Here is a 23,612-nt window from a genome sequence, read left to right on the forward strand (position 1 = left end):
CCATGTTCCCATGGGTTGCGGGGCACCAGCCGGTCACACCCGTCACTTGCAAGCGTAGGTGCTGGCCCGGCTGCCGTCGAACGCCTACTCGCTGACCTGGAACGCCACCCTCGCCGTCTCGCCGCTTTCATCCAGCGCACTGAGCTCGGCCTGCCCGGCCTGCGGCAAGCGCACCAACAGGCTGTCCTGCCCTTGTGTCTCGCCCAGTGGCTGGCCATTGAGGAACCACCAGCGCCGCCCACCACCGCCCAGGGCCGATACATGCAGTTGCAACGGCTCGCTGCTGGTAGCCGGGCGCCGCAGGTTGTCACCCGGGCGCACGCCCACGATCGACAGCGGCGGCGCGCTGGCCGGCACCTGCGGCGGGCAGGCCGGGTCGATGGCCGGCAGCCGCGCCGCGCGCCGCTCCACGCGGGGCAGCCAAGGTTCCAGCGGGGCCGGCCACAAGGCGATGTCGCGGGCCTTGGCGCCTGCGCAGCCGCCATCTACACGCAGCCCGTGGTCGTTGACCCACACGCTTTCGCGCAAGCCCAGGCCCAGCGGCTGGTCGGCGGCTTGCAACGTCGGTGGCGTGGTGCCATCCAGGGTCCAGGCAAAACGCTGGCGCCGGCAGTTGGGGTCCTGTTTGCTCATCGGCTGGCCCAGCGGCCAGCAGATCGCCGCCACACCAACATTCGCCGGCACCCGCTCCACTGGTACGCTGATGCCACGCTGGCTGTCGCGGTTGCTCAGCAGGTCGTGCACCTGCAGCATCAACGGCGCCGCAGAGGCCAGGCCGAACTGGCCGGGTACCGGCGTACCATCGGGGCGGCCGATCCACACGCCGATCAGGTAGCGCGGGCCCACGCCAATCGACCAGGCATCGCGAAAGCCATAGCTGGTGCCCGTTTTCCAGGCCAGTTGCGGGCGCTGTACCAGTTCGGCATGCGGGTCGCGGTCAGGGCGTGCCTGGCCGCTGAGGATGCGCCGGATGATCCACGCCGCCCCCGGTGACAACAGCCGGCGCTCCACCAGCGGGTCCTGTGGCTGCAAGCGCACCCGTGCACTGTTGCCACCTCGCGCCAGCGCCGCGTAGCCACCCACCAGGTCTTCCAGGCGGCTACCCGCACCGCCCAGGATCAACGACAGGTTGGGCTCGGCCAAGGGTGGCAACACCAGTGGCATGCCCGCCATGCGCAGTTGCGCGGCGAAGCGTTTCGGGCCGTAGGCCTCCAGCAACTGCACGGCCGGCAGGTTGAGTGACAGGGCCAGCGCCGAGCTGGCCGACACCGGCCCGCTGAAGCCCATGGAGAAATTGCCGGGGCGGTAGTCGCCATAACGGCGTGGCACATCCTGCAACAACGACTCGGAATGGATCAGGCCATCGTCCAGCGCCATGCCGTAGAGAAACGGCTTGAGCGTGGAGCCGGGTGAGCGTAGCGAGCGCACCATGTCGACGTGCCCGAAGCGGCGCTCGTCGGCCAGTTCGATCGAACCCAGGTAGGCGCGCACCGCCATGGTTTGCGCCTCGACCACCAGGATGGCCGCAGAGGTGCGCTCCGGCAGCCGCGCGCGCCAGCCCAGCAGCAAGTCTTCGAGGCGCCGCTGCAACGCTGCATCAAGCGTGGTGCGGATCAGCGGCGGGCTGTCGGCGCTGTTCAGGCGCCGGGCGAGCAAGGGCGCCAAGGCTGGCTCCTGGCGTGGCGCCAGCACCAGCGGCTCTTCGGCTGCCTCGCGTATTTGCTGCGCAGGCCACACCTGGTATTCGGCCAGGCGCTGCAGCACCTTGTCGCGGGCGCGCTGGGCACGCTCTGGGTGGCGATCCGGGCGCAGCCGGCTGGGTGCCTGGGGCAGCACCGCCAGCAGCGCGGCCTCGGCCGGGGTCAGGTGCATCGGCGATTTGCCCAAGTACGCCCAGCTGGCGGCGGCCACACCCTGCAAGGTGCCGCCGAAGGGCGCGCGGTCCAGGTAGATCTGCAGGATCTCGCGCTTGGACAGGTGCCACTCCAACTGCGCCGTACGCCACAGCTGGCGCAGCTTGCCGGCCAGGGTGCGGTCATGCGGGTCTAGCAGCCGTGCCACCTGCATCGACAGCGTGCTGCCGCCCGACACCACGCGCCCACCCCGCAGGTTCAGCCAGGCCGCACGTGCCAGGGCCAACGGGTTGACCCCGGGGTGGTGGTAGAACCAGCGGTCCTCGTAGGTCAGCAAGGCCTGCAGGTACAACGGCGAAACCTGGTCCGGGCTGACCGGGTAGCGCCACACACCTTCGGCATCGGCGAAGCGCCACAAGGGCGTGCCATCCTCGGCCAGCACTACCCGGGCCAGGTCGTCGCCGGGCAGCGGCAGCGGCCACAGGCGGTCAGCCAGCCACAACAGGCCGCACAGCAGCAGCAGGCCAACCAGCGTGGCGCGCAACAGCCTGCCCGCACGCGCTAAGCTTGGCATCGGGAACCGACCTGGCCAGGTAATGGCCAAAGGCTTGGGAACGGCAACCTCGCCAATTCGTTCATCAGGAAGCAACTATGCATGTAGAAGGTTTTTTCGAGTGGCTGGGCCAGGCACTGGGGTCTGTGATCCGCTTCATCGTCGACGCATTGAGCGGGCTGTTCAACCTGCTGGCCAATGCCGGTGGCAATTTCATCGATGGCCTGGCGCGCACCCTGGGCACGGACACCTCGCTGATCAGCATCCTGGCCGTGATCATCGGCCTGATGCTGCTGTACTCGGCAATCCGCGCGTTCATGCGCGCCTCGATCATCCTCGGGATCATCTGGCTGGTGCTGGGGTTGTGGGTGATGAGCTGGGTGATTCACTAGGCAATGCGCCATTCCTGTAGGAGCGGCCTTGCGTCGCGATCGGGCGCGCAGCGGCCGCAAAACCTGGCGACGCGGTATAACAGCTGCTCCGCGCGTTCAGGTTTGGGGCCGCTTTGCGGCCCGATCGCGACACAAGGCCGCTCCTACAACAGACCGCGTCGCCTCAGCGGGCTTTTACGGTCATTTCACCTTGTCCATCCCCCACAGCCTGCAGGTTCGGCCGGTACATCGACTCGACCTGCGGCGGCGGCACGCGGTAAGTGCCAGGGGTCACCGCCCGCGCCAGGTACAGCAGGTGGGTGGTGCCGTAGCTGTCGAGCTTGAGCGCGGCAACATAACGGTCATCACGGTACTCCTGGTGCACCACGCTGGCGTTCTGCATCGACTCGCGCCATTCCTTCACGGCGCTGCTGGCGTTGTCCAGGCTGGCGGCGCTTTGCGCCAGGTTCTGGTTTTCCAGCTCCAGGCCTGCCGGTAGCAGGTCTACCACCAGCGCATCCGGCACACGGTCTTCAGCCTTGAGCGCCAGGTGCACCAACACCAGGTCGCCGCTGCGCAGGTTGTGCAGGTCCAGCGGCTGGCCGTTCATGCCCAGGTACTCACGACGAATCTGCATGCCGTTGCCGCTGGCCGCAGGCGCCTGGCGTGGGTAACCGGACAAGGTCAGTTGCTGGTAGAGCGTCTCGCTGCCTTCGTTCTGCACGCTCAGCGGCGAGGCCAGCAACGGGCCTTCCAGCTTCATGCCGGCCTCGGCATTGTTGAACTCGCGGACCTCGCCCGCACTGTCCAGGCGCGCCTGCCACTTGCCTTCCGGCTTGCCCAGCAGGCCACGGCCGGCCAGGAAGAGTGCATTGCGCTCCTGGGTCGACAGCCAGCGGTTGGCCGCCAGTTCATCCGACAAGGCGAACAAACGCTGGTCGACCTGGCTGCTGGCCAGGTTGCTTTCCTGCAGCAGCGCCAGGATCAATGCCTGGTCACGCAGGGCGCTGCCGTAATCGGCCATCCAGCCTTTGCCACGGCTGATACCCAAGCCCGCCTGCAAGGCTTGCTCGGCACGCGGTTTGTCGCCCATCTTGTCCAGCGCCACCGCCAGTTGCACCAACGGCAAGCCGGAGCGGGCATCGGCGCGGCGCTCGAACAGGCCACGCAGCGCGCCCAACGGCGCCTGCTGGCTGCGCGACAGCACCAAAGCTGCGTAGGCCTGCACGGCAAAGCGGGTGTGGTCGGCGTTTTCGCTGTAGTCGACTTCGATCAGGTTGCGCTCCTGCAGGTAACGCAGCAGGCGCTCGCTGGCCTTCTTCAGCGCTTCAGCCGGCACGCCATAACCCTGGTCACGGGCACGCAAGAGGAAGTCGGTAACGTAGGCGGTCAGCCAGTACTCTTCTTCGCTGTCCGCACTCCACAGGCCAAAGCTGCCGTTATAGCGCTGCATACCCAACAGGTGCTCGATACCCATTTCAATCTTGCGCTTGCGCACATCTGCAGGCTCGCCCTTGATGCCCAGGCGCTTGAGGCTGTCGGCATCGGCGTACAGCGACGGATACAAGCCGCTGGTGGTTTGCTCCAGGCAACCGTAAGGGTAAGCCTCCAGCGCACGGATCTGCTCGGCCAGGTTCAACGGCGGCCGGCTCGACAAGGCCAGGCTGGCCTCCAGGCCAGCGGGTTCGAACGCGGCCAGGTCTGCTTCGGGCAGGGTCCATGGCTGATCCTTCAAGGCCACGCGGTAGTGCTTAAGCATTGCCGGGTAGGCCGGGCGCACGCCCAGCGTCCACTCACGTTCGAACGCAGTGGTCGGCTCGTTCGGCAGCGCCAGGCCGGTCACGCGCACATGCACCTTGCCCTGCCCCAGGCCGCCCTGGGCCTGCACCGGAATCATCAGCGTCGAGCGCTGGCCTTCGGCCAGGGCAACGTTCTGCACGGCGCTGGCCGCCAGGCTCAGCTGCCCTTCGGTGGTGATTTCAACGTTGAGCTGCTGGGCGCGGCCCGACAGGTTGGCCAAGTCCAGTGCCAGGCTGGTGCGGTCGCCTCCGGCCAGGAAGCGCGGGGCCGAAAGCTCGGCAATCAGCGGCGCGGCGACCACAGTCTTGCCTTCGGCCATGCCGAAGTGTTCTTCAGTCCAGGCCTGGGCCATCAGCCGCAGTTCGCCGTTGAAGTCGGGGATGTCAACCGTGGCCTGGCCCTCACCCTTGTCGTCCAGGGTCACCGGCAGGCTCTGCTGGGCGACGATGGTGACCGTGGTGTTAGGGCGCTTGCCGCCCTTGGCCATCGCCGCATCACCACCAAACGCCAGGCTGGCCAGGCGGCCCTGCCCGGCTTCGATCAGCTGGCCGTAGATGTCCAGTTGGTCGGCGCCATAGGCCTTGCGACCGAACAGGCTGGCAAACGGGTCGGGGGTTTTGAAATCGGTAATGTTGAGGATGCCTACATCCACCGCCGACAACAGCACATGCACCTGCTTGGGCACGCTGCCATCAGCATTCGCGGCCTTGACCTTCACGGTCAGCGGCTGTTTCGGGCGCATTTTCTCCGGCGCCTGCAGGCTCACCGCCAACTTGCGCTCGGCGCGGTCCAGTGGCAGGTGCAGCACGCCTACCGAACGTTTGGGCGTGGCGTTGGCCTTGCGCTCACCTGGGCGGATCACCAGCGTGCTGATGTACAGGTCGTGGCGGGCCCAGGCTTTGTCCAGTTGCACATCGAAGGTCTTGCCCTCGGCGGGCACTTCGATCTCCTGCCACCACAGCGGGCCATCGCTGGATTCAATCATCAGGTAGCCGCTGCCAGCGGCAGGCGGGGTGATGGTGACCTTGGCCGTGGCGCCGTCGGCGTAGGACGGTTTATCCAGCGCCAGCTTGACCTGGTCGGGGCGCACGGCACCGCCTTCGGCGTTGTCCTGGGCGCGGTAGCCGGCCCAGAAGCGCTCGCTGGACACCAGACCGGTCTGCGGGTCTTCCACCTCGACGCGGTACGGGCCCCATTCAACCTGGAAGCTCAGCTTGGCGGTGGAGCCCGCTTTGACGCTGATCGTCTCTTCGTTCTGGGTCAGGAATTTCTCGTTGTAGGCGTAGCTCCAGCCGTCGCTCTGCGAGTAGTTCCAGTAGTAGTCGCGGCGCTCGCGGATCAACCGCACCTTGAGGTCGTTGGCCGCCAGTTTGTTGCCATCGCGGTCGGCTACCAGGAACTCGAATTCCACCGGCCCGTCGCTATCGGTTTCCTCGCCATCGAACAGGCCACGCAGGCCCGGCAGGCGCTCGGCTGGCCAGATCGGTTGCTCCAGGCGCCGGGTAATCGGCCGGCCACCGGACTCCTGCAGGCTGGCCTGCACGGTCAGTTGCAGCGGCGAGCGGGCTTCGGCCCAGCGGCTTTCGATATCGACCACCGCCTTGCCAGCCTGGTCGAGGGTAACCTCGTCCAGTTCCAGGTCCTGGTTCAGCTCGGTTTCGGTGACCGAGCCAAACTGGTAGCCCGGCAGCGCAGGCACCGCCTCGCGAAGGGGACGCACATAGGCCTGGCCACTCAGGCGATTACCGGCAGCCGGGGCGCCATACAGATAACGGCCATTGACCTGAATGCGCGCATCCTCCTCCGGCGACAGCGGCGTGCTGCTGCCCTTCAGCTCCAGCGCCAGGCGCTCGGGCAGGAAGTCTTCGACCAGAAATTCATACACCTGCTTGCGCCCGCCGCCCAGGTCGAGCAGCAGTTGCCAGCGACCAGTCGGAGCCTCGGTGGCCAGTTGCAACTGGTATTGGTACAAGCCATTGCTGTCGGCTTCCCAGACGAACTTGCGGCTTACCTGTTCATCCGGGCGACGCACTTCCACGCTCACCGGCTGGGCTTTGACCGGCTTGCCGTCCTGGTCGCGCAGCAGGCCGTTGAGCAGCACGGTTTCGCCTGGGCGGTACAGGTCACGCGGGCCGAAGATGAAAAACTGCAACGGGTTGGCCTGGGGGCCGGTGATGTCGAATTCGGCCAGGTCCAGGGCGGCGGTGTTCAGGCGCAGCAAGGTGGTGTGCACACCTTGGGTAGCGATCAGGGTATCGGCTTTGGGCGTGATCGGCAGCTGGGCGTGGCCCTTGCCATCGGTGCTGGCCTGGGCGAGCAGCTTGCCCTTCTCGTCATGGATTTCGAGGTTGACGCCGTTCAGCGCCTTGCCGCCTTCCAGCGCCTGGGCGAACACGTCGAGGCGGTCACGGTAGCGGTGCGCCGACACGCCGATGTCGCTGAGGGTGAACAGGGTCGCTGGCTGCGAGTAGTCATAGGTGCCCGAGGCACGCATCACCGCCAGGTACACACCCGGGTCCTGCAGCGGCTTGATGCCGGCGATGGGCAGCAGCACGGTTTCGCGGGTGTTGCGGGCCGGGTTGAGGTCGAAGCGGCCGCTGTAGACCAGCTCGGCCATGTCCAGGGTTTCCTTGGACTGGTAGTAGTACAGGCTGCTGTTGCGCCCCCAGCTGGCCAGGAAGGTCGAGAGCATTTCCGGCTTCACCCGGAAGAACTCGACATCGACCTTGTCGACGTTCAGGGCAATCACCGGCAGGCCTTCGGCCAGGCGCGTGGGCAACAGCGAACCGCGGCTGGCAAAGCCGATGGTCGGTTGCATGTCGCGGGTTTCCAGCTGGGTGACCGACTCACTGTCCAGTTGCTTGCCGTTGACCGCGAGCAGGCCCTTGTCGACGGTCAGCACCAGCTTGCGCTGCGGCTCCAGGTGGCGCAGGCGCAGCTCCATCTGGTTGTCGGAGAGTTCCCAGGCGCCATCGAGCTTACCCTTGACGGTATCGACCAAGTGCACCTTGGTGGCGAAGTCCTGCTTGGCATCCAGCGGTGCTGAGAAGCTGATCGACAGCGTTGCTGCGCCATCGAGCTGCACTTCCGAAACATCCAGCACCGAAAGCTCGCGGCCCTCGTAGCGCTTGGCGAGCACAGCCGGGTCTTCGCGCTTGGGCGCCTGGGTTTCGACGGGCGCTGTAGCTACGGGTTTCTCGACCGGCGCCGGTTTGTCCGGCGTCGAAGAGTCACAGGCACTGAGCAAAGCCAGCGCGCAGGCCAGCAACAATCCTTTGTTGAACATGGAGTAGGAACTCTTAGGCAGCGTGTACGTGAGGGCAGCAACTATAGCTCAACGTCAGGTGCAGCACCCGGGCGTTGCGCGGCAAGTGAGACCATGGTCGCGCTAAATGGTTGCCTGGCCGTTACACTGTGGCATTTGTTAAAGGGGGCCGCTGTGCGACCCTTCGCGGGCTTGCCCGCTCCCACAGGTTTGGCGCCGTCCGCAAGAGCAACACTTTCCTGTGGGAGCGGGCAAGCCCGCGAAGGGGCGCACAGCGGCCCCAAGTCTCATGGAATGCAAATGTCCCAACTCTCTGCCGACTGGCGCCACCGCCCCACCCACCACAAGGTCTGGGCGCTGGCCGCGCCGATGATCCTGTCCAATATCTCCGTGCCGCTGGTGACGCTGGTCGACAGCACGGTCATCGGCCACCTCCCCCACGCCCATCAACTTGGTGCCGTGGCTGTGGGCGCCACGTTGTTCACCTTCATGGTCGGCCTGATGGGCTTCCTGCGCATGGGGTCTACCGGCTTCGCCGCCCAGGCTGCTGGCCGTGACGACGGGGCGGCGTTGCGCCAGGTGCTGGTACAAGGGCTGCTGCTGGCAGTCGGTTTCGCTGTTGTGATCGGCCTGCTGGCTCTGCCGTTCAGCCAGCTTGCACTTCATGCGATGCAACCCAGCGCAGCCCTGCAGCAATCCACCGAAGACTTCTTTCACACGCGCCTGCTTGGCCTGCCTGCAGCACTGGCCAGCTACGCGCTGGTTGGCTGGTTTCTGGGCACCCAGAACGCCCGGGCTCCGCTGGCCATCCTGCTGACCACCAACCTGCTGAACATCGTCTTGAACCTGTGGTTCGTTCTGGGGCTGGATTGGGGTGTGCTGGGTTCGGCGCGGGCATCGGTGATCGCCGAGTGGAGCGCCGCCCTGCTGGGCCTGGCCCTGACCCGCCCGGCCCTGCGGGCCTACCCGGGGCAAGTGGCGTGGGCGGCGCTCAAACGCTGGCAGGCCTGGCGCCCGCTGCTGGCGGTGAACCGCGATATTTTCCTGCGTAGCCTGGCGCTACAACTGGTGTTTCTGCTGATTACCGTACAAGGCGCACGCTTGGGCGAGTCCACAGTGGCCGCCAACGCCCTGCTGCTCAACGGCCTGTTGCTGACTGCCTATGCACTCGACGGGTTGGCGCATGCGGTGGAGGCCCTGTGTGGCCACGCCATTGGTGCCCGTGACCGCGACACCCTGCGCCGCTCGCTGGTGGTGGCCTGTGGCTGGTCGCTGATCACCAGCCTGGGCTTTGCCGGGTTGTTCCTGCTGGGTGGGCACCTGTTCATCGACTTGCAGACCGACATCGACAGTGTGCGGGCGGCGGCCTACCCATATTTGCCCTACCTGGCGCTGCTGCCGTTGATTGCAGTGTGGAGTTACCTGCTGGACGGCCTGTTCATAGGCGCGACCCGGGCGCGGGAGATGCGCAATGCGATGTTGGTGTCGGTGCTGATTGCACTGCCGGTGGCGGTGGCCATGAGCGGGTTCGGCAACCATGGGTTGTGGTTGGCGTTTCTCGGGTTCATGGGGTTGCGGGCGGTGACGCTGGGGTGGGTGGGGTGGCGGTTGCAGCAGAGGGGTGAGTGGATCGCGTAACGGCTTGGTATCGCGGCCCACTGTAGGAGCGGCCTTGTGTCGCGAAATGAGGGCAAAGCCCTCACCTGCTGACTCACAGCCACACACAATCCCAATGCGGATACTCGCCCGCTCGCCGGACCAGGCCAGCCCGAATCGGGTTGGCGATGATGTAGCGGGCAGCGGCCTTTACATCTTCTTCCTTGCGCAATGCCCGGTCATAAAAGCCAGGTTGCCAGATGTGTCGGCGATCAATGCCTTTACGGTAAAGCGCGCAGCTGCTTCGCGACTTGAAGGCACACATGAGATTGCCCAAGCTGGTTGGCCCCAGTTCGATCAGCCAATGCAGATGATCCGGCATCAAGACCCAAGCCAGAGAACGGCAGCACCCTTCATGATCGCTCAGGCGCAACTGCTGGATTAGCGTCCGCGCAAACAAGAGGTTCTTGAACAACGGAACGCGATCGCGCGTGATGGTGGTTAGCAGGTAGAGCCTGCCTGGCTCCGAGAAGCGCCCTTGGCGCAAGCGGTGATTGCCGTGACGATCCATGTCTACTTCCTTTGAACATTGCGTTCAAGGGTAGGTGTGGCGATGAAGGGCACCGTAGGCGGATCATTACCGCGTATGACGCGGTGAGGGCTGCGCCCTCAGATCGCGACGCAAGGCCGCTCCTACAAGAGGTCGCGACCCAATGTGATATCGCGGTCTCTGTAGGATCGGCATTGTGTCGCGATGGGCCGCAAAGCGGCCCCGGCAATTACGACGACAGGTACGAAGACCGGGTCAAGCCCAGGCGCAACGCATCCAGGTATTGCGTGCGCTCGCGCGCAGTGATCTTGGCGCTGGCCACCTTGTCGCGGTAGTGGGTCATCAACTCCTCCGGCGACAGGTGCACGTAGCGCAGCATGTCTTCGATGGTGTCGTGGGTCTCGATGCCCGCGTGGTACACGCTGCCGTCGGCGTTCTGGTAGATGTTCACCGAGTCGGTGTCACCGAACAGGTTGTGCATGTCACCCAGGATTTCCTGGTAGGCACCCACCAGGAACACGCCCAGCAGGTAGTCCTCGCCGTCCTTCAGCGCATGCACCGGCATGCTGGTCTCGATGCTCTGCTCGTCGACGTACTGGTTGATCTTGCCGTCCGAATCGCAGGTCAGGTCCTGCAGTACGGCGCGGCGCAGCGGCTCTTCGTCCAGGCGGTGCAGCGGGATGATCGGCAGCACCTGGCCAATGGCCCAGGTGTCCGGCAGGCTCTGGAACACCGAGAAGTTGCAGATGTACTTGTCGGCCAGCTTGTCGTTCAGCTCGTCCAGCACCTGGCGATGCGAGCGCTGGCGGGCTTTCAGCGAGTTATGCAGGCGGCGGCACACGGCAAAGTAGCACTGCTCGGCCAAGGCCTTCTCGCTCAGGCTGATCTTGCCATCGGCATACTGCGCGGCCACGTCACCCATGTAGTGGGTGGCGCGCCAGTAAGTCTCGGTCACCATCTCGATGTCGGTCGGGCCAAGCAGGTCGGCCAGCCACTGCACCGTCTCGGGCAGGGCTTCCTTGTTCTCGATGGTGGGCACGTCGTCGTTGTGCTTCTCGACGTCGGTGACCTGGATCACCAGCATGGCGTGGTGCGCGGTCAGCGAGCGGCCACTCTCGGAGAAGATGTGCGGGTGCGGCAGGCCCTGCGCGTCGCAGAACTCCTTGAGCATGCCCACCACCACGCCGGCGTAGTCGTCCATGTCGTAGTTGATCGAGCTGGCATTGCGCGAGTGGGTGCCGTCGTAGTCCACGCCCAGGCCGCCGCCGACGTCGATGTGGTCGACCGGCAGGCCCAGCGCACGCAGCTCGCCGTAGTAACGGATGGCTTCCTTGAAGCCGTGCTGGTAGTCGGCCAGGTTGGCAATCTGCGAGCCCATGTGGAAGTGCAGCAAGCGGATGCCCTGGTCCAGACCGGCATCGCGGAAGCGCTGTACCACCGAAATCAGCTGGGCAGCCGACAACCCGAACTTGGACTTCTCGCCACCGGTGTCGGCCCATTTGCTGGACGCCAGCGACGACAGGCGCACGCGCAGGCCGACCTGCGGCTTCACCTTGAGCTCGGCGGCCTCGTCGATCACCAGAGCCACTTCCGACTCTTTCTCGATGACGATAAATACGTTGTGGCCAAGCTTCTGGCCCATCAGCGCCAGGCGAATGAACTCCCGGTCCTTGTAGCCGTTGCAGACGATGGTACCGCCCTTCGGCGCCAGCGCCAGCACGGCCAGCAGCTCGGGCTTGGAGCCGGCTTCCAGGCCGATGGAAACGTTTTGCGTGGCGATGATGTTTTCCACCACCGCTTCCTGCTGGTTGACCTTGATCGGGTACAGCGCGGTGTACTGGCTCTGGTACTCCAGGCGCGCGATATTGGCATCGAACGCACCGGTCAGCTGGCGTACGCGGTCCTGCAGAATGTCGGGGAAGCGCACCAGCAAGGGCAGCGACAGGCCGCTCTGGCGCAGTTCGTCAACCTGCTCGTACAGGTCGATCGGCGCGCTGTCGGGGCCGTTGGGGCGCACTTCGACGCGCCCGGCTTCATTGATGGCGAAATAACCAGCGCCCCAATGGCGGATGCCATAAACACTGCGGCTGTCGGCCACGGTCCACTGGCTACCATCGTCTTTGCGTGTGCGTCGTACGGACATTCAAGTCCCCTATAGATAAGTCGAAGACACTGCCCCGCAGGCAGCGGAGCGAGTGTAAAAGCTGTAAATGACGATTCATCCGTGCTCAGGCATAGACCCTGAGCACAGGAACGAGTTTAGAAAGCGCTGGGCAAAAAATCGCGCGATGGCCTCAGCCGCCGGACTTTTTCGCCTTGAAACCCTGTTTGGTCAGCTCGCCGATCAACAGCTCGACATGGTCGCCCTGGATCTCGATAACCCCGTCCTTGAGAGCGCCGCCAGTACCGCAGCGGCGCTTCAGCGTGGTCGCCAGGTCTTTGAGCTGGTCGGGCGGCAGCGGCACACCGGTGACGGTGGTCACGGTCTTGCCGCCACGGCCTTTGCTCTCACGACGCACACGGGCAATGCCGTCGCCTTCGGGGATGATTTGCTGCTTGCAGCTGCAGGCATCCACCGGCTGGCCACAGTCGGGGCAGTGCCGACCGGCGTCGGTGGAGTAAACGAGACCGCCAAGGGCGGAAAAGGAAGAAGCTTTCTTGGCCACTTTTGTTCCTCTGTGCTGAGGACAAAAACTGGTCGTGCCTTGGGGTTGAGGCCGACCGCGAAGCCCCACTCTGGCAGGGGCGGCGCTACTGCTGCAAGACCTGCGGCAGCCCGAAAAGGGCGCGCAGTGTAACGATAAATCAGGCAATTGCTAAGTACTGGAATGCGCCATTTTACGAATGTTTTGCGACTTCGCCGCCTGTCGGCCCCTGCGCTGATGCAAACTGGCGCACCTTACCCAGGAGAAAGGCCCATGACGACACCTCAAATCGGTACGTTCATCGCCGACTGGTACACGCTTGGCGTAGCCGTGCCCACCGCATGGGGAGTGACCCAGGCGTGTGAAAGTCAGGTCCTGTCCCTGATGACACGCCTCGAGGCAGGGTATCGGCGCCAGGGTGATTGTGCCATTCACCACACCGCCGTCGTCGAGCCCGGAGCGGTACTGAAGGGGGCAATCATCGTTGGCCCGGGGGCCTTCGTGGCTGCAGGCGCCTATCTGCGAGGCGGTGTCTACATCGGCAGCAATTGCATTGTCGGGCCTAGCTGCGAGGTAAAAAGCAGCTTCATGCTCCACTCGAGCAAGCTGGCGCACTTCAACTTCGTCGGCGACTCGCTGATCGGGGCGAACGTCAATATCGAAGCTGGGGCAATCATCGCCAACTACCGCAATGAACTGGATGGGGCCGTTATCAGGATTCGCCATGCACAGGCGACCCTCGACACCGGGGTGCGCAAATTCGGCGCCTTGATAGGCGATGGCTGCAAGATCGGTGCGAACGCGGTCATCGCCCCTGGCGCATTGCTCTGGCCCGATACACGGGTGCCACGCCTGGGGCTCATCGACCAGTTTGCCTACGACTGAGCAGCCTTGTAGCGCGCCAGCGCTGCCAGGGAATCAGGGCAATAGGGGAAAAGATGCCGGTCTTCTTCGACCTGTGCGAGGCTGACGAAACGCGCTTCGCTCACCTCTTCCGGCTGCAGCCGCAAAGGCGCATCGGACACCGCCGAATACACCGCGCACCACAGGCGGTTGTCCGGCTGGTCGAAATAGAACCGCTCATGAAAGTGCAGCGCTACGCCTTCGATGCCCAGTTCCTCGGCCAGCTCGCGGGCCGCCGAGCCGGCGTACGTCTCGCCCGCGCCCACCATGCCACCGGCCGCCACATCCCAATGGCCCGGGTATAGCGCCTTGCTCAGGGTACGCCGGTGCACGCAGAGTTGCCCCGCGCCATTGAACAGCAGAATGAAGGTACACCGGCCGATCAGGCCACGCTCACGCAACTCGGCCCTTGGCAACGCGCCGAGTACCTGGTCGGCTTCGTCCACCCAGGCAACCAGCTCGCGGTCAGAGGCCGCCCGGTGGGCGGCCTCGTTGGGGCTGATGGCCATGTTCAACCCTGCGACAACAGCTGACGCAGGTCGATAACCGCAGCGTTAGCCCGCGAAATGTAGTTGGCCATGACCAGCGAGTGGTTGGCCCACATGCCGAAGCCACTGCCGTTGAGCACCATCGGGCTCCACAGCGGCTCTTGCGAGGCCTCCAGTTCACGGATGATCTGACGCACGCTGACGGTGGCATTCTTCTTAGCCAACACGTCGGCGAAGTCCACCTCGATGGCACGCAGCAGGTGCGACAGCGCCCAGGCCTGGCCGCGGGCTTCGTAGAACACGTTGTCGATCTGCAGCCATGGGGTTTCCACCAGCTCCTCGTCCACCTGCGGCGCCTGGCCGGCAACGACCGACTCGGTCTTCAGCGTGGTGTTGAGCTTGACCCGGCCAACGCTGGCCGACAGGCGCTGCGACAGCGAGCCCAGGCGAGTGGCCACGTCACCCAGCCAGTTGTTCAGGTTGTCGGCGCGGGTGTAGAAGATCGCCCCCTTGTCGCCGGCAGCCAGACGGGTCTGGTAACGGCTCAGCGACTTGATGCCCTCTTCGAACTCCGACTCGCTCGACGGCAGGATCCAGCTCTTGTTGTCGAAGTTGAAGCGCGGCTCGGCCTTGGCCAGGTCGGCGTCTTCGGTGGACTGCGACTGCGAGCGGGCGAAGTCCTTGCGCAGGGCGCGGGACAGGTCGCGCACCTGGACCAGCACGCCGTATTCCCAGCTCGGCATGTTGTCCATCCACAGCCCTGGCGGGAAGCGGTCGTTGGAGATGTAGCCGCCTGGCTTGTTCAGCAAGGTACCGGCCACGGTCTTGAGGGTTTCGATGGTGGTGTAGCCCACCACCATCTGCTGGCCACCGCGCTCAGCGGCAGACTGGGCATTTTGCTGCACCGGGAACAGCTCCGGCTCCTGGCTCCAGTACCAACCCAGGCCGATGCACACCAGCAGGTACAACCCGATCAGGGTCCCCAGGGCACGGCTCCACAGGCCGCCAAGGTAGCTACGGGCGGCAGCGCCGCGGCCGTCGACACGCTCACGGGGCTCGGCTTTGGCCTCGCGGTTTTTCCAGTCCAGCATGGCTTTGTCCTTAATCAGTCACGACGGTTCTAGGGCTTGGACCACAGGCCTGCGCCAGGGTGCCACGGCAAGCCCGCATGGCAGCACTATAAAGCAGACACCACCGTACGCATAAGCGACCAATCAGTCAGTAACTGAATATTCGTTCTGGCCGCTTTGTTGATACAGGGCAGTCCCGGATTTGCAAAGAGCTGCTAGCATAGAGCCATCATTGCCCCTGCACATCCCAACCTATAAGTAGCCAGGACATGAGCCAAGCAGTTGAGCCGAGCCCGCAGTGCCCCACCCAACAGGTGACGCGTAGCGGCCTGCGCAAGGACGACCCGCTCGACCAGCTGCTGCTGCCGCCCCTGCGCAAGCCGGTGTACATCCTGCTGCAGGACCATGAGCGTGCCCAGCGCCTGGCCCAGCAACTGGAGTTCTTTGGACTGGTGGTGCAAGCGCTCCCCAGCGCGGTGGCGTTTCTCGCCTCGATCAACGAATACCCGCCTTCAGCCATCATCATGGATGTCGACTTCACCGGTGCCGGCCAAGGCCTGGTGCTGGCCGCCCAGGTGCAGCAGGGGCTGGCGCTACCTGTTCCGCTGTTGTTCTTCAGCCACCACGAAGCCGACACCCCGACCCGCCTTGCCGCCGTGCGCGCGGGTGGCCAGGACTTTCTTACCGGTAGCCTGGAAGCGTCCAGCCTGCTGGAAAAGGTCGAACTGCTGACCAACGCCACCCCGCACGACCCGCTGCGCGTGCTGATCATCGACGACTCACGCACCCAGGCCCTGCACACCGAGCGCGTGCTGGCCAGCGCCGGCATGGTCACCCGTAGCCTGACCGACCCGATCCGCACCATGGCAGAGCTTGCCGACTTCCAGCCCGACCTGATCATCCTCGACCTGTACATGCCTGCCTGCACCGGCCCGGAGCTGGCCAAGGTGATCCGCCACAGCGACCGCTATGTGAGCGTGCCGATCATCTACCTGTCTGCCGAAGACGACCTGGACAAGCAGCTGGATGCCATGAGCGAAGGCGGTGATGATTTTTTGACCAAGCCGTTTCGCTCACGCCACCTGATCACCACCGTGCGCAACCGCGCCGCCCGCGCCCGGCACCTGAAGGCGCGCATGGTGCGCGACAGCCTGACCGGGCTGTACAACCACACTCACATCCTGCAACTGCTGGAGGACTGCAGCTTCCGCGCCCGCCGCGAGCAGCAGCCGTTGAGCTTTGCCATGCTCGACATCGACCATTTCAAGAAGATCAACGACCGCCACGGCCACCCCATGGGCGACCGGGTGATCAAGAGCCTGGCGCTGTTCCTCAAGCAACGCTTGCGCAAGACCGACTTCATCGGCCGCTATGGCGGTGAAGAGTTCGCCATTGTCATGCCCAACACCGCGCTGGACGCGGCGCACAAGGTGCTGGACGAGATTCGCCGGCGCTTTGCAGAAATCCTCTACCCGGCGCAGCCGCAGGATTTGCAGTGCACCTTCAGTGCCGGGGTGGTGCAGCTGGATGAGGTGCTGGATGCACTGACCATGGCCAGTGCGGCTGACGAGGCGCTGTACCGGGCCAAGCATGCGGGGCGTAATTGCGTCGTTCGTGTGGAACCTTGAGATTCGCACTCACCGTGCCGGCCTCTTCGCGGGCTTGCCCGCTCCCACCGGAATTTCACTCTTCTCAAGTCTGGAGGTAAACCTGTGGGAGCGGGCGAGCCCGCGAATAGGCCAGTGCAGGTCACACCGATAGAGGCACTGTGCCACTTTTTTCTGGCACCAGGCCTCTGTCGTCATCACCCCGTCACAGAATCGCAATAACTTCAGGCGCCTACCTCTACCCTGCGCAGGAAGTTCGCGGCTATGCGCCTGAAGTGGCTGACCAATTTCAACACCCTGTTGCTGGTAACGGTGTGTCTCGCCCTGGGCGTCACCCTGTGGTGGTCGCAGCGTGCCCTGGAGCGCCCCTACCAGATGATGGAGCGCTACCTGGGCCTGTCCCAGCAGTTCCAGAACCAGGCAGCACGTAATATCCAGGCTTACCTGGGCAATGGCGATGCCCTGCGCCATGCCGCCGCCATGGAGGCCAACCAGCAATTACAGGCCAGCCTGAACGAGTGGCCCACAGAACTGGCCGGCAAGCTGCGCCCCAGCCTCGACAACCTGCAGGCCTTCACTGCCAACGAACTGCTGGCCGCCGGTAAACTGGCTGGCGATCCGCAAGCCCTGCTGCTGCAGGCCGAGCGAGAACTGGGGGCCAACTTCGAACAACTGGCCGGCTACGCCCGCGACAGCGGCAGCGCCGACGCCAACCGCTACCTGTTGCCGTTGCTCGATGCCAGCGTGCACCTCGGGCGCCTGTCGCTGGCACGGGACAAGCTGGTCAGCAGCGGCCGCCCGGAGCTGGCCGACGAAGTAGAACGTGAACTGCAACTGATCCGCACCCAGGCGCAGGCCATCGACAACTTGCCGTTGCTGGGCGTGACCCGCACAGCCGAATCCGGTGCCGACGACTTTGCCGCCATGATGGGCCTGGAAACCCAGGCCAGCGCCCAGCAGGAAGACATTGCCGTGGGCCTGAAGCGTGAACTGCAAAGCCTGCTCAGCCGCTACCCGGCCGAAGTGCAACGCACCCGCGAACAGATCGAACGCCGCGTCGCCCTTGCCGCCAGCACCCATCAGCGCCTGGAGGCGGTGCAGCAGGCCATCGCCGCGCTGGAACCCGAAGTACGCGGCGAACATGCCGAGATCGCCGCTGAGGTGCGCATCATCCAGGGCCTGATGATCGGCCTGATCCTGCTAATCGCTCTGTTGATCGACACCTTGCAGCGGCGCCTGGCACATACCCTGACCGGCCTGGCTCCGGCCCTGTCGCGCTGGGCCGAGGGCGACTTTGCCCAGGCCATCTCCCTGGGCAAGACCAACCGCGAACTGCACGACATCCAGGCGTCGCTCAACCGCCTGCGCCAGTACCTGGTGGAGCTGGTCGGCACCATCCGCCACAACGCCGAGCAGGTGGCTGGCAGCAGCCACGCCCTGGCCGGCATGAGCGCCGCCCTGCACGACGGCGCCGAGCGCCAGGCGCGCGATACCGGGCAGATCCGCGATGCCCTGGGTGAGCTGGAAGCGACCATCCAGCAAGTAGCGGGCGACGCCAGCGCCGCCGCCGATGCCAGCCGCGATGCCGGGCGGGCAGTGGAACAGGGCCAGGCGGTCATTGGCCAGAGCCTGTCGGGCTTGCGCGAGCTGGTCGATGAAGTGCAAGGCAACGCCCGCATGATCGAGCAATTGTCGCAAGAGTCGGCGACCATCGGCGGGGTGCTGACAGTGATCCGTTCGATTGCCGAACAGACCAACCTGTTGGCGCTGAACGCCGCGATCGAAGCGGCCCGTGCAGGTGAAATGGGCCGTGGATTTGCCGTGGTGGCCGATGAAGTGCGTTCGCTGGCGCAGCGCACCACGGGGGCTACCGCCGAGATTCAGGCACTGATCGATCGCCTGCAGCAAGCGGCGAAAGGCTCGGTGGCGGGCATGCGTGCGCAGCTTGAGCATGCCGAGGCCACGGCCAGCCAGGCTCAGGCCGCGGATGGCGCGCTGGACGAAATTGTCTGTGCTATTCGTACCATCTCCGACACAGCGGTGCGTATTGCCGATGTCACGGCGCAGCAGAGTGGTGCGGTGAGTGAAATTCGTGACCACAGCCAGCGGATTCACGCGCTGGGCGAAGACAACCTGCAACGCATTGGTGAAGGGCGCGAGCAAGGCGAGCAGTTGCTGAGCCTGGGCGGTGAGCTGAACCGGGCGGTGCGGGCGTTCAGGGTTTAAGGAAGCATGCGTGATAACTGTGGGAGCGGGCATGCCCGCGAACACCGGCGCAGCCGGTGCCATCCATCGCGCCGCCTGCTTCGCGGGCTTGCCCGCTCCCACAGTGATCGCTAAAGGCCGGCACAGGCGACACATGATCCAGCGGCCATGTGTCGCCCCCACCGCCTGCTTGGCCCCAACCCGCACCAACTCCGCTATCATGCCCGGCACGTTCCACCTCGCGAGTCCGCCATGCGCCGCCTGTTTTTCCTGCTGTTCCTGCTGCTGGCCAGCCCTGCCTTCGCCACGGGCCTGCTCGACAACCGCCCCAGCGCCACCCTCGGCGCCGCTTCACTGGCCAACAACGCCGACTTCCTGCCGGTACACGAAGCCTTCAAGCTCAGCCTGGTCCAGGCCGATGCGCAAACCGTCAAGCTGCGCTTCGTCGCCACCGAGGGCTACTACCTCTACCGCCACCGCTTCCAGTTCCGCACCGAGCCGGCCGACATCGCCCTGGGCACGCCAAACATCCCCAAGGGCGAGGCCAAGCACGATGAATTCTTCGGCGACGTCGAGGTGTACCACGGCGTGCTCGACATCGAACTGCCGCGCACCGACCCGCGTGCCTTCACCCTGCTGGTGGGCTACCAAGGCTGTGCCGACAAAGGCCTGTGCTACCCACCGGAAACCGCACGCCTGAGCATCGATGGCGAAGGCGGTGCCAACGCCCCCGCAACCGCCGAACACGGCTGGAACTGGAAATCGCTGCTGTTGTTCTTCCTCGCCGGGGTCGGCCTGACCTTTACCCCGTGCGTACTGCCGATGCTGCCGATCCTGTCGGGCGTAGTGCTGCGCGGCCAGGTCGGTGGCCTGCGCGGGCTGTCGCTGTCGCTGGCCTACGTGCTGCCGATGGCGGCCAGTTTCGCGGCGCTCGGCGCGCTGATGGGCCTGTTCGGCGCCGGCCTGAACCTGCAGGCGCGCCTGCAGTCGGCCTGGGTGCTGGTGCCCTTCGCGCTGTTTTTCGTGCTGTTCGCCCTGGCCATGTTCGGCCTGTTCGAGCTGAAGCTGCCCCAGGCACTGAGCAACCGCCTGAACAACGTCGCCAACCATACCCGGGGTGGCTCGCTGCTGGGCGCGGCAGTGCTGGGCGTGCTCTCCAGCCTGCTGGTTTCGCCTTGTGTGTCAGCCCCCCTGGCTGGCGCCTTGCTGTATATCAGCGCCAGCGGCGATGCCCTGGGCGGCGCGCTCAAGCTGTTCGCCCTGGGCCTGGGTATGGGTGCCCCGCTGTTGCTGGTGGCCACCGGTGGCGCGGCCTGGCTGCCGAAAAGCGGCCCGTGGATGAACACGGTGAAAAACGCCATCGGTGTATTGCTGCTGGGGCTGGCCATCGGCTTGCTCAGCCGCGTGCTGCCGGGCCCTGCGACCTTGCTGCTGGTGGGTTTCCTCGCCGCTGGCGTGGCACTGTTCCTCGGCGCCCTGGAATTCGTCGTCAAGGATGCACGCCAGCGCCTGGCCCAACTGCTCGGCCTGGCCTTGCTGGTGTACGCCCTGGCCTGCTGGTACGGCGCCCTGAGCGGCCAAGGCGACCCGCTTCGCCCGCTGCCCGTTGCAACCCTTGCGGCCGCCGGCAGCAGCCAGGCGGCAAAGGCGGATGCCTGGCAGACCATCACCACCCCCACCGCACTGGACGCCGCACTGGCCCAGGCCAAGGCGGCCGGCCAGCCGGTGCTGCTGGACTGGTACGCCGACTGGTGCATCAGCTGCAAGGTGATCGAGCATGAAGTGCTCAACGCGCCGCAGGTGCAAACCCGGCTGACCGGCTTCAAGCTGCTGCGTTTCGACATTACCGAGAGCAATGCCGAGCAACGCAAACTGCTCGACCGCTATCAGCTGTTCGGCCCACCCGCCCTATTGTTCTTTGCCGCGAACGGCAGCGAAATTACCGCTGATCGGGTGATTGGCGAGATAAACGCCGGTGAATTTGCGCAAATTCTGACACGCGTTCGCGGCAAAGTCGGTCTATAACTTCCCGCGTGCCGGGAAAAATCCCGAATTAGGTGACCGGATTTAATTATTTGGTCACATACTTCGCGCGAATCTCGGACATCGTGCTGGCTATTGCCGGGAACTGGACACTTGCCGTCGCTTTACGGCACACTCGCCGCGCTGTGTCGAATTGCCCTACAAATCCAAGGAATCCGCAGATGGCAACGCTACTGGTGCTCCACGGCCCCAACCTCAACCTGCTCGGTACTCGCGAGCCTGGCCATTACGGCGCCGTGACCCTGGCCCAGATCAACCAGGACCTGGAGCAACGTGCCCGCGCCGCGGGCCACCATCTGCAGTACCTGCAGAGCAATGCCGAATACGAACTGATCGACCGTATTCACGCGGCACGCAACGAGGGTGTGGACTTCATCCTGATCAATCCGGCTGCTTTCACCCACACAAGCGTCGCATTACGTGACGCATTGCTTGCGGTGAGCATCCCATTCATCGAAGTGCACCTGTCCAACGTGCACAAACGCGAACCGTTCCGTCACCACTCCTACTTTTCCGATGTTGCCGTAGGAGTGATCTGCGGCCTGGGCGCCAGCGGTTATCGCCTGGCCCTGGAGTCCGCGCTGGAACAACTGGCTGCCAACGCACAGCCCAAATGATGAAAACCCTGGCCTAAGTGGGCCGGGGTTCGAGAGAAACGTATCGATACGTTTTTTGTATTTCGCCCCCTGACCGAACCTTTGGGAGTTGATGATTAATGGATATCCGTAAAGTCAAGAAACTGATCGAGCTGCTGGAAGAGTCTGGCATCGACGAACTGGAGATCAAGGAAGGCGAAGAGTCGGTCCGTATCAGCCGTCACAGCAAGACCCCAGCTGCCCAACAGTTCTACGCACCTGCGCCGATGGCTGCCGCACCTGTTGCTGCCCCGGTTGCCGCTGCTGCTCCAGTCGCCGAAGCCGAAGCCGCAGCCGCTGCCCCGGCCCTGAAAGGCACCGTGATCCGCTCGCCAATGGTAGGTACCTTCTACCGCAAGCCTTCGCCGACCTCGCCGAACTTCGCAGAAGTTGGCCAGTCGGTGAAGAAAGGCGACACCCTGTGCATCGTTGAAGCCATGAAGATGATGAACCACATCGAAGCCGATGTTGGCGGTGTCATCGACGCCATCCTGGTAGAAGACGGCCAGCCGGTTGAGTTCGACCAGCCGCTGTTCACCGTCGTTTGAATCGCGGAGAGCCAACGATGTCTGGGAAGCTCGAAAAAGTCCTGATCGCCAACCGTGGGGAAATTGCCCTGCGGATCCTGCGTGCCTGCAAAGAGCTGGGCATCAAAACCGTCGCTGTGCACTCCACCGCCGACCGTGAACTGATGCACCTGGGCCTGGCAGACGAGTCGGTCTGCATCGGCCCTGCATCGTCCAAGGATTCCTACCTGCATATCCCGGCAATCATCGCTGCCGCCGAAGTCACCGGCGCCACCGCGATTCACCCGGGCTACGGCTTCCTGGCAGAAAACGCCGACTTCGCCGAACAGGTCGAAAAATCCGGTTTCGCCTTCATCGGCCCTAAAGCCGACACCATTCGCCTGATGGGCGACAAGGTTTCGGCCAAGGACGCGATGATCAAGTCGGGCGTGCCGACCGTACCGGGCTCCGATGGCCCGCTGCCGGAAGACGAGGAAGTCGCCCTGGCGATTGCCCGTGACGTCGGCTACCCGGTGATCATCAAGGCCGCCGGTGGCGGTGGTGGTCGCGGCATGCGCGTGGTGCACAAGGAAGAGGACCTGATTTCCTCGGCCAAGCTCACCCGTACCGAAGCCGGTGCTGCCTTCGGCAACCCGATGGTCTACCTGGAGAAGTTCCTGACCAACCCACGCCACGTGGAAGTGCAGGTACTGTCCGACGGCCAGGGCAACGCCATCCACCTGGGCGACCGTGACTGCTCGCTGCAGCGCCGTCACCAGAAGGTCCTGGAAGAAGCACCAGCCCCGGGTATCGACGAGAAAGCCCGTCAGGAAGTGTTCAAGCGTTGCGTCGATGCGTGCATCGAGATCGGCTACCGTGGTGCCGGTACGTTCGAGTTCCTGTACGAGAACGGCAGCTTCTACTTCATCGAGATGAACACCCGCGTGCAGGTTGAGCACCCGGTGTCGGAGATGGTTACCGGTATCGACATCGTCAAGGAGATGCTGAGCATCGCCGCTGGCAACAAGCTGTCGTACCGCCAGGAAGACGTGGTGATCCGTGGCCACTCGCTGGAGTGCCGGATCAACGCCGAGGACCCGAAGAAGTTCATCCCGAGCCCAGGCAAGGTCAAGCACTTCCACGCCCCGGGCGGCAACGGCGTACGCGTCGATTCGCACCTGTACAGTGGTTATTCGGTTCCGCCGAACTACGACTCGCTGATCGGCAAGCTGATCACCTACGGCAAGGACCGCGAAGAAGCCATGGCGCGCATGCGCAATGCCCTGGACGAGATCGTCGTCGACGGCATCAAGACCAACATCCCGCTGCACCGCGACCTGGTGCGTGATGAAGGTTTCTGCAAAGGCGGCGTCAACATTCACTACCTCGAACACAAGCTGGCAAACGAGCATTGATCGAATAGTGTGATGTACCAGAACCCCGGACTTGTTCCGGGGTTTTTTATTGCCTGCCGGGGCCTCATCGCCGGCAAGCCAGCTCCCACAGGTACTGCACATGGCTT

The 23,612-nt window shown here is 64.5% G+C and carries 16 protein-coding genes; 9 read left to right on the top strand and 7 right to left on the bottom strand.

All coding sequences use genetic code 11. The annotated features are described in order from the left end of the window. Window positions 1-84 precede the first annotated feature (84 nt). Window positions 85-2,427: a peptidoglycan glycosyltransferase PbpC gene (gene pbpC, locus N805_RS19320; RefSeq protein WP_019470380.1), complete on the bottom strand. Its 2,343-nt coding sequence runs from the start codon at window positions 2,425-2,427 to the stop codon at window positions 85-87. Window positions 2,428-2,504: 77 nt separating this feature from the next. Here pbpC and N805_RS19325 point away from each other — a divergent pair, with 77 nt between their 5' ends. Next, the gene (locus N805_RS19325; protein ID WP_016497866.1) at window positions 2,505-2,798 is read left to right on the top strand and encodes a hypothetical protein; all 294 of its coding nucleotides are present in this window, start codon (window positions 2,505-2,507) and stop codon (window positions 2,796-2,798) included. Between the two features lie 163 nt (window positions 2,799-2,961). Here N805_RS19325 and N805_RS19330 read toward each other — a convergent pair whose 3' ends face one another. Beyond that, window positions 2,962-7,863, bottom strand: coding sequence for an alpha-2-macroglobulin family protein (locus tag N805_RS19330; protein WP_019470381.1), 4,902 nt, complete (start codon window positions 7,861-7,863; stop codon window positions 2,962-2,964). Window positions 7,864-8,142: 279 nt separating this feature from the next. Between N805_RS19330 and N805_RS19335 the strand changes: the two genes are divergently transcribed. Next, on the top strand, window positions 8,143-9,480 hold the full coding sequence (locus N805_RS19335) for an MATE family efflux transporter (RefSeq protein WP_019470508.1): 1,338 nt from the start codon (window positions 8,143-8,145) through the stop codon (window positions 9,478-9,480). Between the two features lie 73 nt (window positions 9,481-9,553). Here N805_RS19335 and N805_RS19340 read toward each other — a convergent pair whose 3' ends face one another. The 3 genes from N805_RS19340 to N805_RS19350 form a co-directional block, all read right to left on the bottom strand. Next, the gene (locus tag N805_RS19340) at window positions 9,554-10,009 is read right to left on the bottom strand and encodes an REP-associated tyrosine transposase (protein ID WP_019470507.1); all 456 of its coding nucleotides are present in this window, start codon (window positions 10,007-10,009) and stop codon (window positions 9,554-9,556) included. 208 nt (window positions 10,010-10,217) lie between these two features. Continuing rightward, on the bottom strand, window positions 10,218-12,131 hold the full coding sequence (gene speA, locus N805_RS19345; RefSeq protein WP_016497862.1) for an arginine decarboxylase: 1,914 nt from the start codon (window positions 12,129-12,131) through the stop codon (window positions 10,218-10,220). Window positions 12,132-12,282: 151 nt separating this feature from the next. Beyond that, window positions 12,283-12,654 (bottom strand): translation initiation factor Sui1, encoded by a 372-nt coding sequence (locus tag N805_RS19350; protein ID WP_016497861.1) that lies wholly within the window; start codon window positions 12,652-12,654, stop codon window positions 12,283-12,285. A gap of 252 nt (window positions 12,655-12,906) precedes the next feature. On the opposite strand from N805_RS19350, the gene N805_RS19355 reads away from it, so the two are divergent. After that, window positions 12,907-13,518: a transferase gene (locus tag N805_RS19355; RefSeq protein WP_019470506.1), complete on the top strand. Its 612-nt coding sequence runs from the start codon at window positions 12,907-12,909 to the stop codon at window positions 13,516-13,518. Here N805_RS19355 and N805_RS19360 read toward each other — a convergent pair. Together N805_RS19360 and N805_RS19365 are read right to left on the bottom strand one after the other, a co-directional pair. After that, window positions 13,509-14,045 (bottom strand): NUDIX hydrolase, encoded by a 537-nt coding sequence (locus N805_RS19360; RefSeq protein WP_019470505.1) that lies wholly within the window; start codon window positions 14,043-14,045, stop codon window positions 13,509-13,511. The genes N805_RS19355 and N805_RS19360 overlap by 10 nt on opposite strands. Before the next feature lie 2 nt (window positions 14,046-14,047). Next, window positions 14,048-15,115: a DUF2333 family protein gene (locus N805_RS19365; RefSeq protein ID WP_016497859.1), complete on the bottom strand. Its 1,068-nt coding sequence runs from the start codon at window positions 15,113-15,115 to the stop codon at window positions 14,048-14,050. A 248-nt stretch (window positions 15,116-15,363) separates the two neighbouring features. Here N805_RS19365 and N805_RS19370 point away from each other — a divergent pair, with 248 nt between their 5' ends. The 6 genes from N805_RS19370 (at window position 15,364) to accC (ending at window position 23,505) form a co-directional block, all read left to right on the top strand. Further along, on the top strand, window positions 15,364-16,722 hold the full coding sequence (locus N805_RS19370) for a diguanylate cyclase (RefSeq protein ID WP_019470504.1): 1,359 nt from the start codon (window positions 15,364-15,366) through the stop codon (window positions 16,720-16,722). A gap of 1,425 nt (window positions 16,723-18,147) precedes the next feature. Beyond that, window positions 18,148-18,927: a methyl-accepting chemotaxis protein gene (locus tag N805_RS31330; protein WP_419198336.1), complete on the top strand. Its 780-nt coding sequence runs from the start codon at window positions 18,148-18,150 to the stop codon at window positions 18,925-18,927. 231 nt (window positions 18,928-19,158) lie between these two features. Further along, window positions 19,159-20,931: a protein-disulfide reductase DsbD gene (locus N805_RS19380; protein WP_019470502.1), complete on the top strand. Its 1,773-nt coding sequence runs from the start codon at window positions 19,159-19,161 to the stop codon at window positions 20,929-20,931. Window positions 20,932-21,110: 179 nt separating this feature from the next. Further along, window positions 21,111-21,566, top strand: a complete 456-nt coding sequence (aroQ, locus tag N805_RS19385) for a type II 3-dehydroquinate dehydratase (RefSeq protein ID WP_003255330.1) — start codon at window positions 21,111-21,113, stop codon at window positions 21,564-21,566. A gap of 98 nt (window positions 21,567-21,664) precedes the next feature. Next, window positions 21,665-22,132, top strand: coding sequence for an acetyl-CoA carboxylase biotin carboxyl carrier protein (gene accB / locus N805_RS19390; RefSeq protein ID WP_019470501.1), 468 nt, complete (start codon window positions 21,665-21,667; stop codon window positions 22,130-22,132). A 17-nt stretch (window positions 22,133-22,149) separates the two neighbouring features. Continuing rightward, window positions 22,150-23,505, top strand: coding sequence for an acetyl-CoA carboxylase biotin carboxylase subunit (gene accC / locus N805_RS19395; protein ID WP_019470500.1), 1,356 nt, complete (start codon window positions 22,150-22,152; stop codon window positions 23,503-23,505). The last annotated feature ends 107 nt before the right edge of the window (window positions 23,506-23,612 follow it).

Origin of the sequence: Pseudomonas putida S13.1.2, assembly GCF_000498395.2 — a bacterium.
Lineage (GTDB): Bacteria > Pseudomonadota > Gammaproteobacteria > Pseudomonadales > Pseudomonadaceae > Aquipseudomonas > Aquipseudomonas putida_Q.

Coding starts and splice junctions, on each gene's coding strand:
- N805_RS19370 (WP_019470504.1), top strand. CDS start 15,364: ATGAGCCAAGCAGTTGAGCCGAGCCCGCAGTGCCCCACCCAACAGGTG.
- N805_RS19330 (WP_019470381.1), bottom strand. CDS start 7,863: ATGTTCAACAAAGGATTGTTGCTGGCCTGCGCGCTGGCTTTGCTCAGT.
- pbpC (WP_019470380.1), bottom strand. CDS start 2,427: ATGCCAAGCTTAGCGCGTGCGGGCAGGCTGTTGCGCGCCACGCTGGTT.
- N805_RS31330 (WP_419198336.1), top strand. CDS start 18,148: ATGAGCGCCGCCCTGCACGACGGCGCCGAGCGCCAGGCGCGCGATACC.
- aroQ (WP_003255330.1), top strand. CDS start 21,111: ATGGCAACGCTACTGGTGCTCCACGGCCCCAACCTCAACCTGCTCGGT.
- accC (WP_019470500.1), top strand. CDS start 22,150: ATGTCTGGGAAGCTCGAAAAAGTCCTGATCGCCAACCGTGGGGAAATT.
- speA (WP_016497862.1), bottom strand. CDS start 12,131: ATGTCCGTACGACGCACACGCAAAGACGATGGTAGCCAGTGGACCGTG.
- N805_RS19380 (WP_019470502.1), top strand. CDS start 19,159: ATGCGCCGCCTGTTTTTCCTGCTGTTCCTGCTGCTGGCCAGCCCTGCC.
- N805_RS19340 (WP_019470507.1), bottom strand. CDS start 10,009: ATGGATCGTCACGGCAATCACCGCTTGCGCCAAGGGCGCTTCTCGGAG.
- accB (WP_019470501.1), top strand. CDS start 21,665: ATGGATATCCGTAAAGTCAAGAAACTGATCGAGCTGCTGGAAGAGTCT.
- N805_RS19365 (WP_016497859.1), bottom strand. CDS start 15,115: ATGCTGGACTGGAAAAACCGCGAGGCCAAAGCCGAGCCCCGTGAGCGT.
- N805_RS19325 (WP_016497866.1), top strand. CDS start 2,505: ATGCATGTAGAAGGTTTTTTCGAGTGGCTGGGCCAGGCACTGGGGTCT.
- N805_RS19335 (WP_019470508.1), top strand. CDS start 8,143: ATGTCCCAACTCTCTGCCGACTGGCGCCACCGCCCCACCCACCACAAG.
- N805_RS19355 (WP_019470506.1), top strand. CDS start 12,907: ATGACGACACCTCAAATCGGTACGTTCATCGCCGACTGGTACACGCTT.
- N805_RS19360 (WP_019470505.1), bottom strand. CDS start 14,045: ATGGCCATCAGCCCCAACGAGGCCGCCCACCGGGCGGCCTCTGACCGC.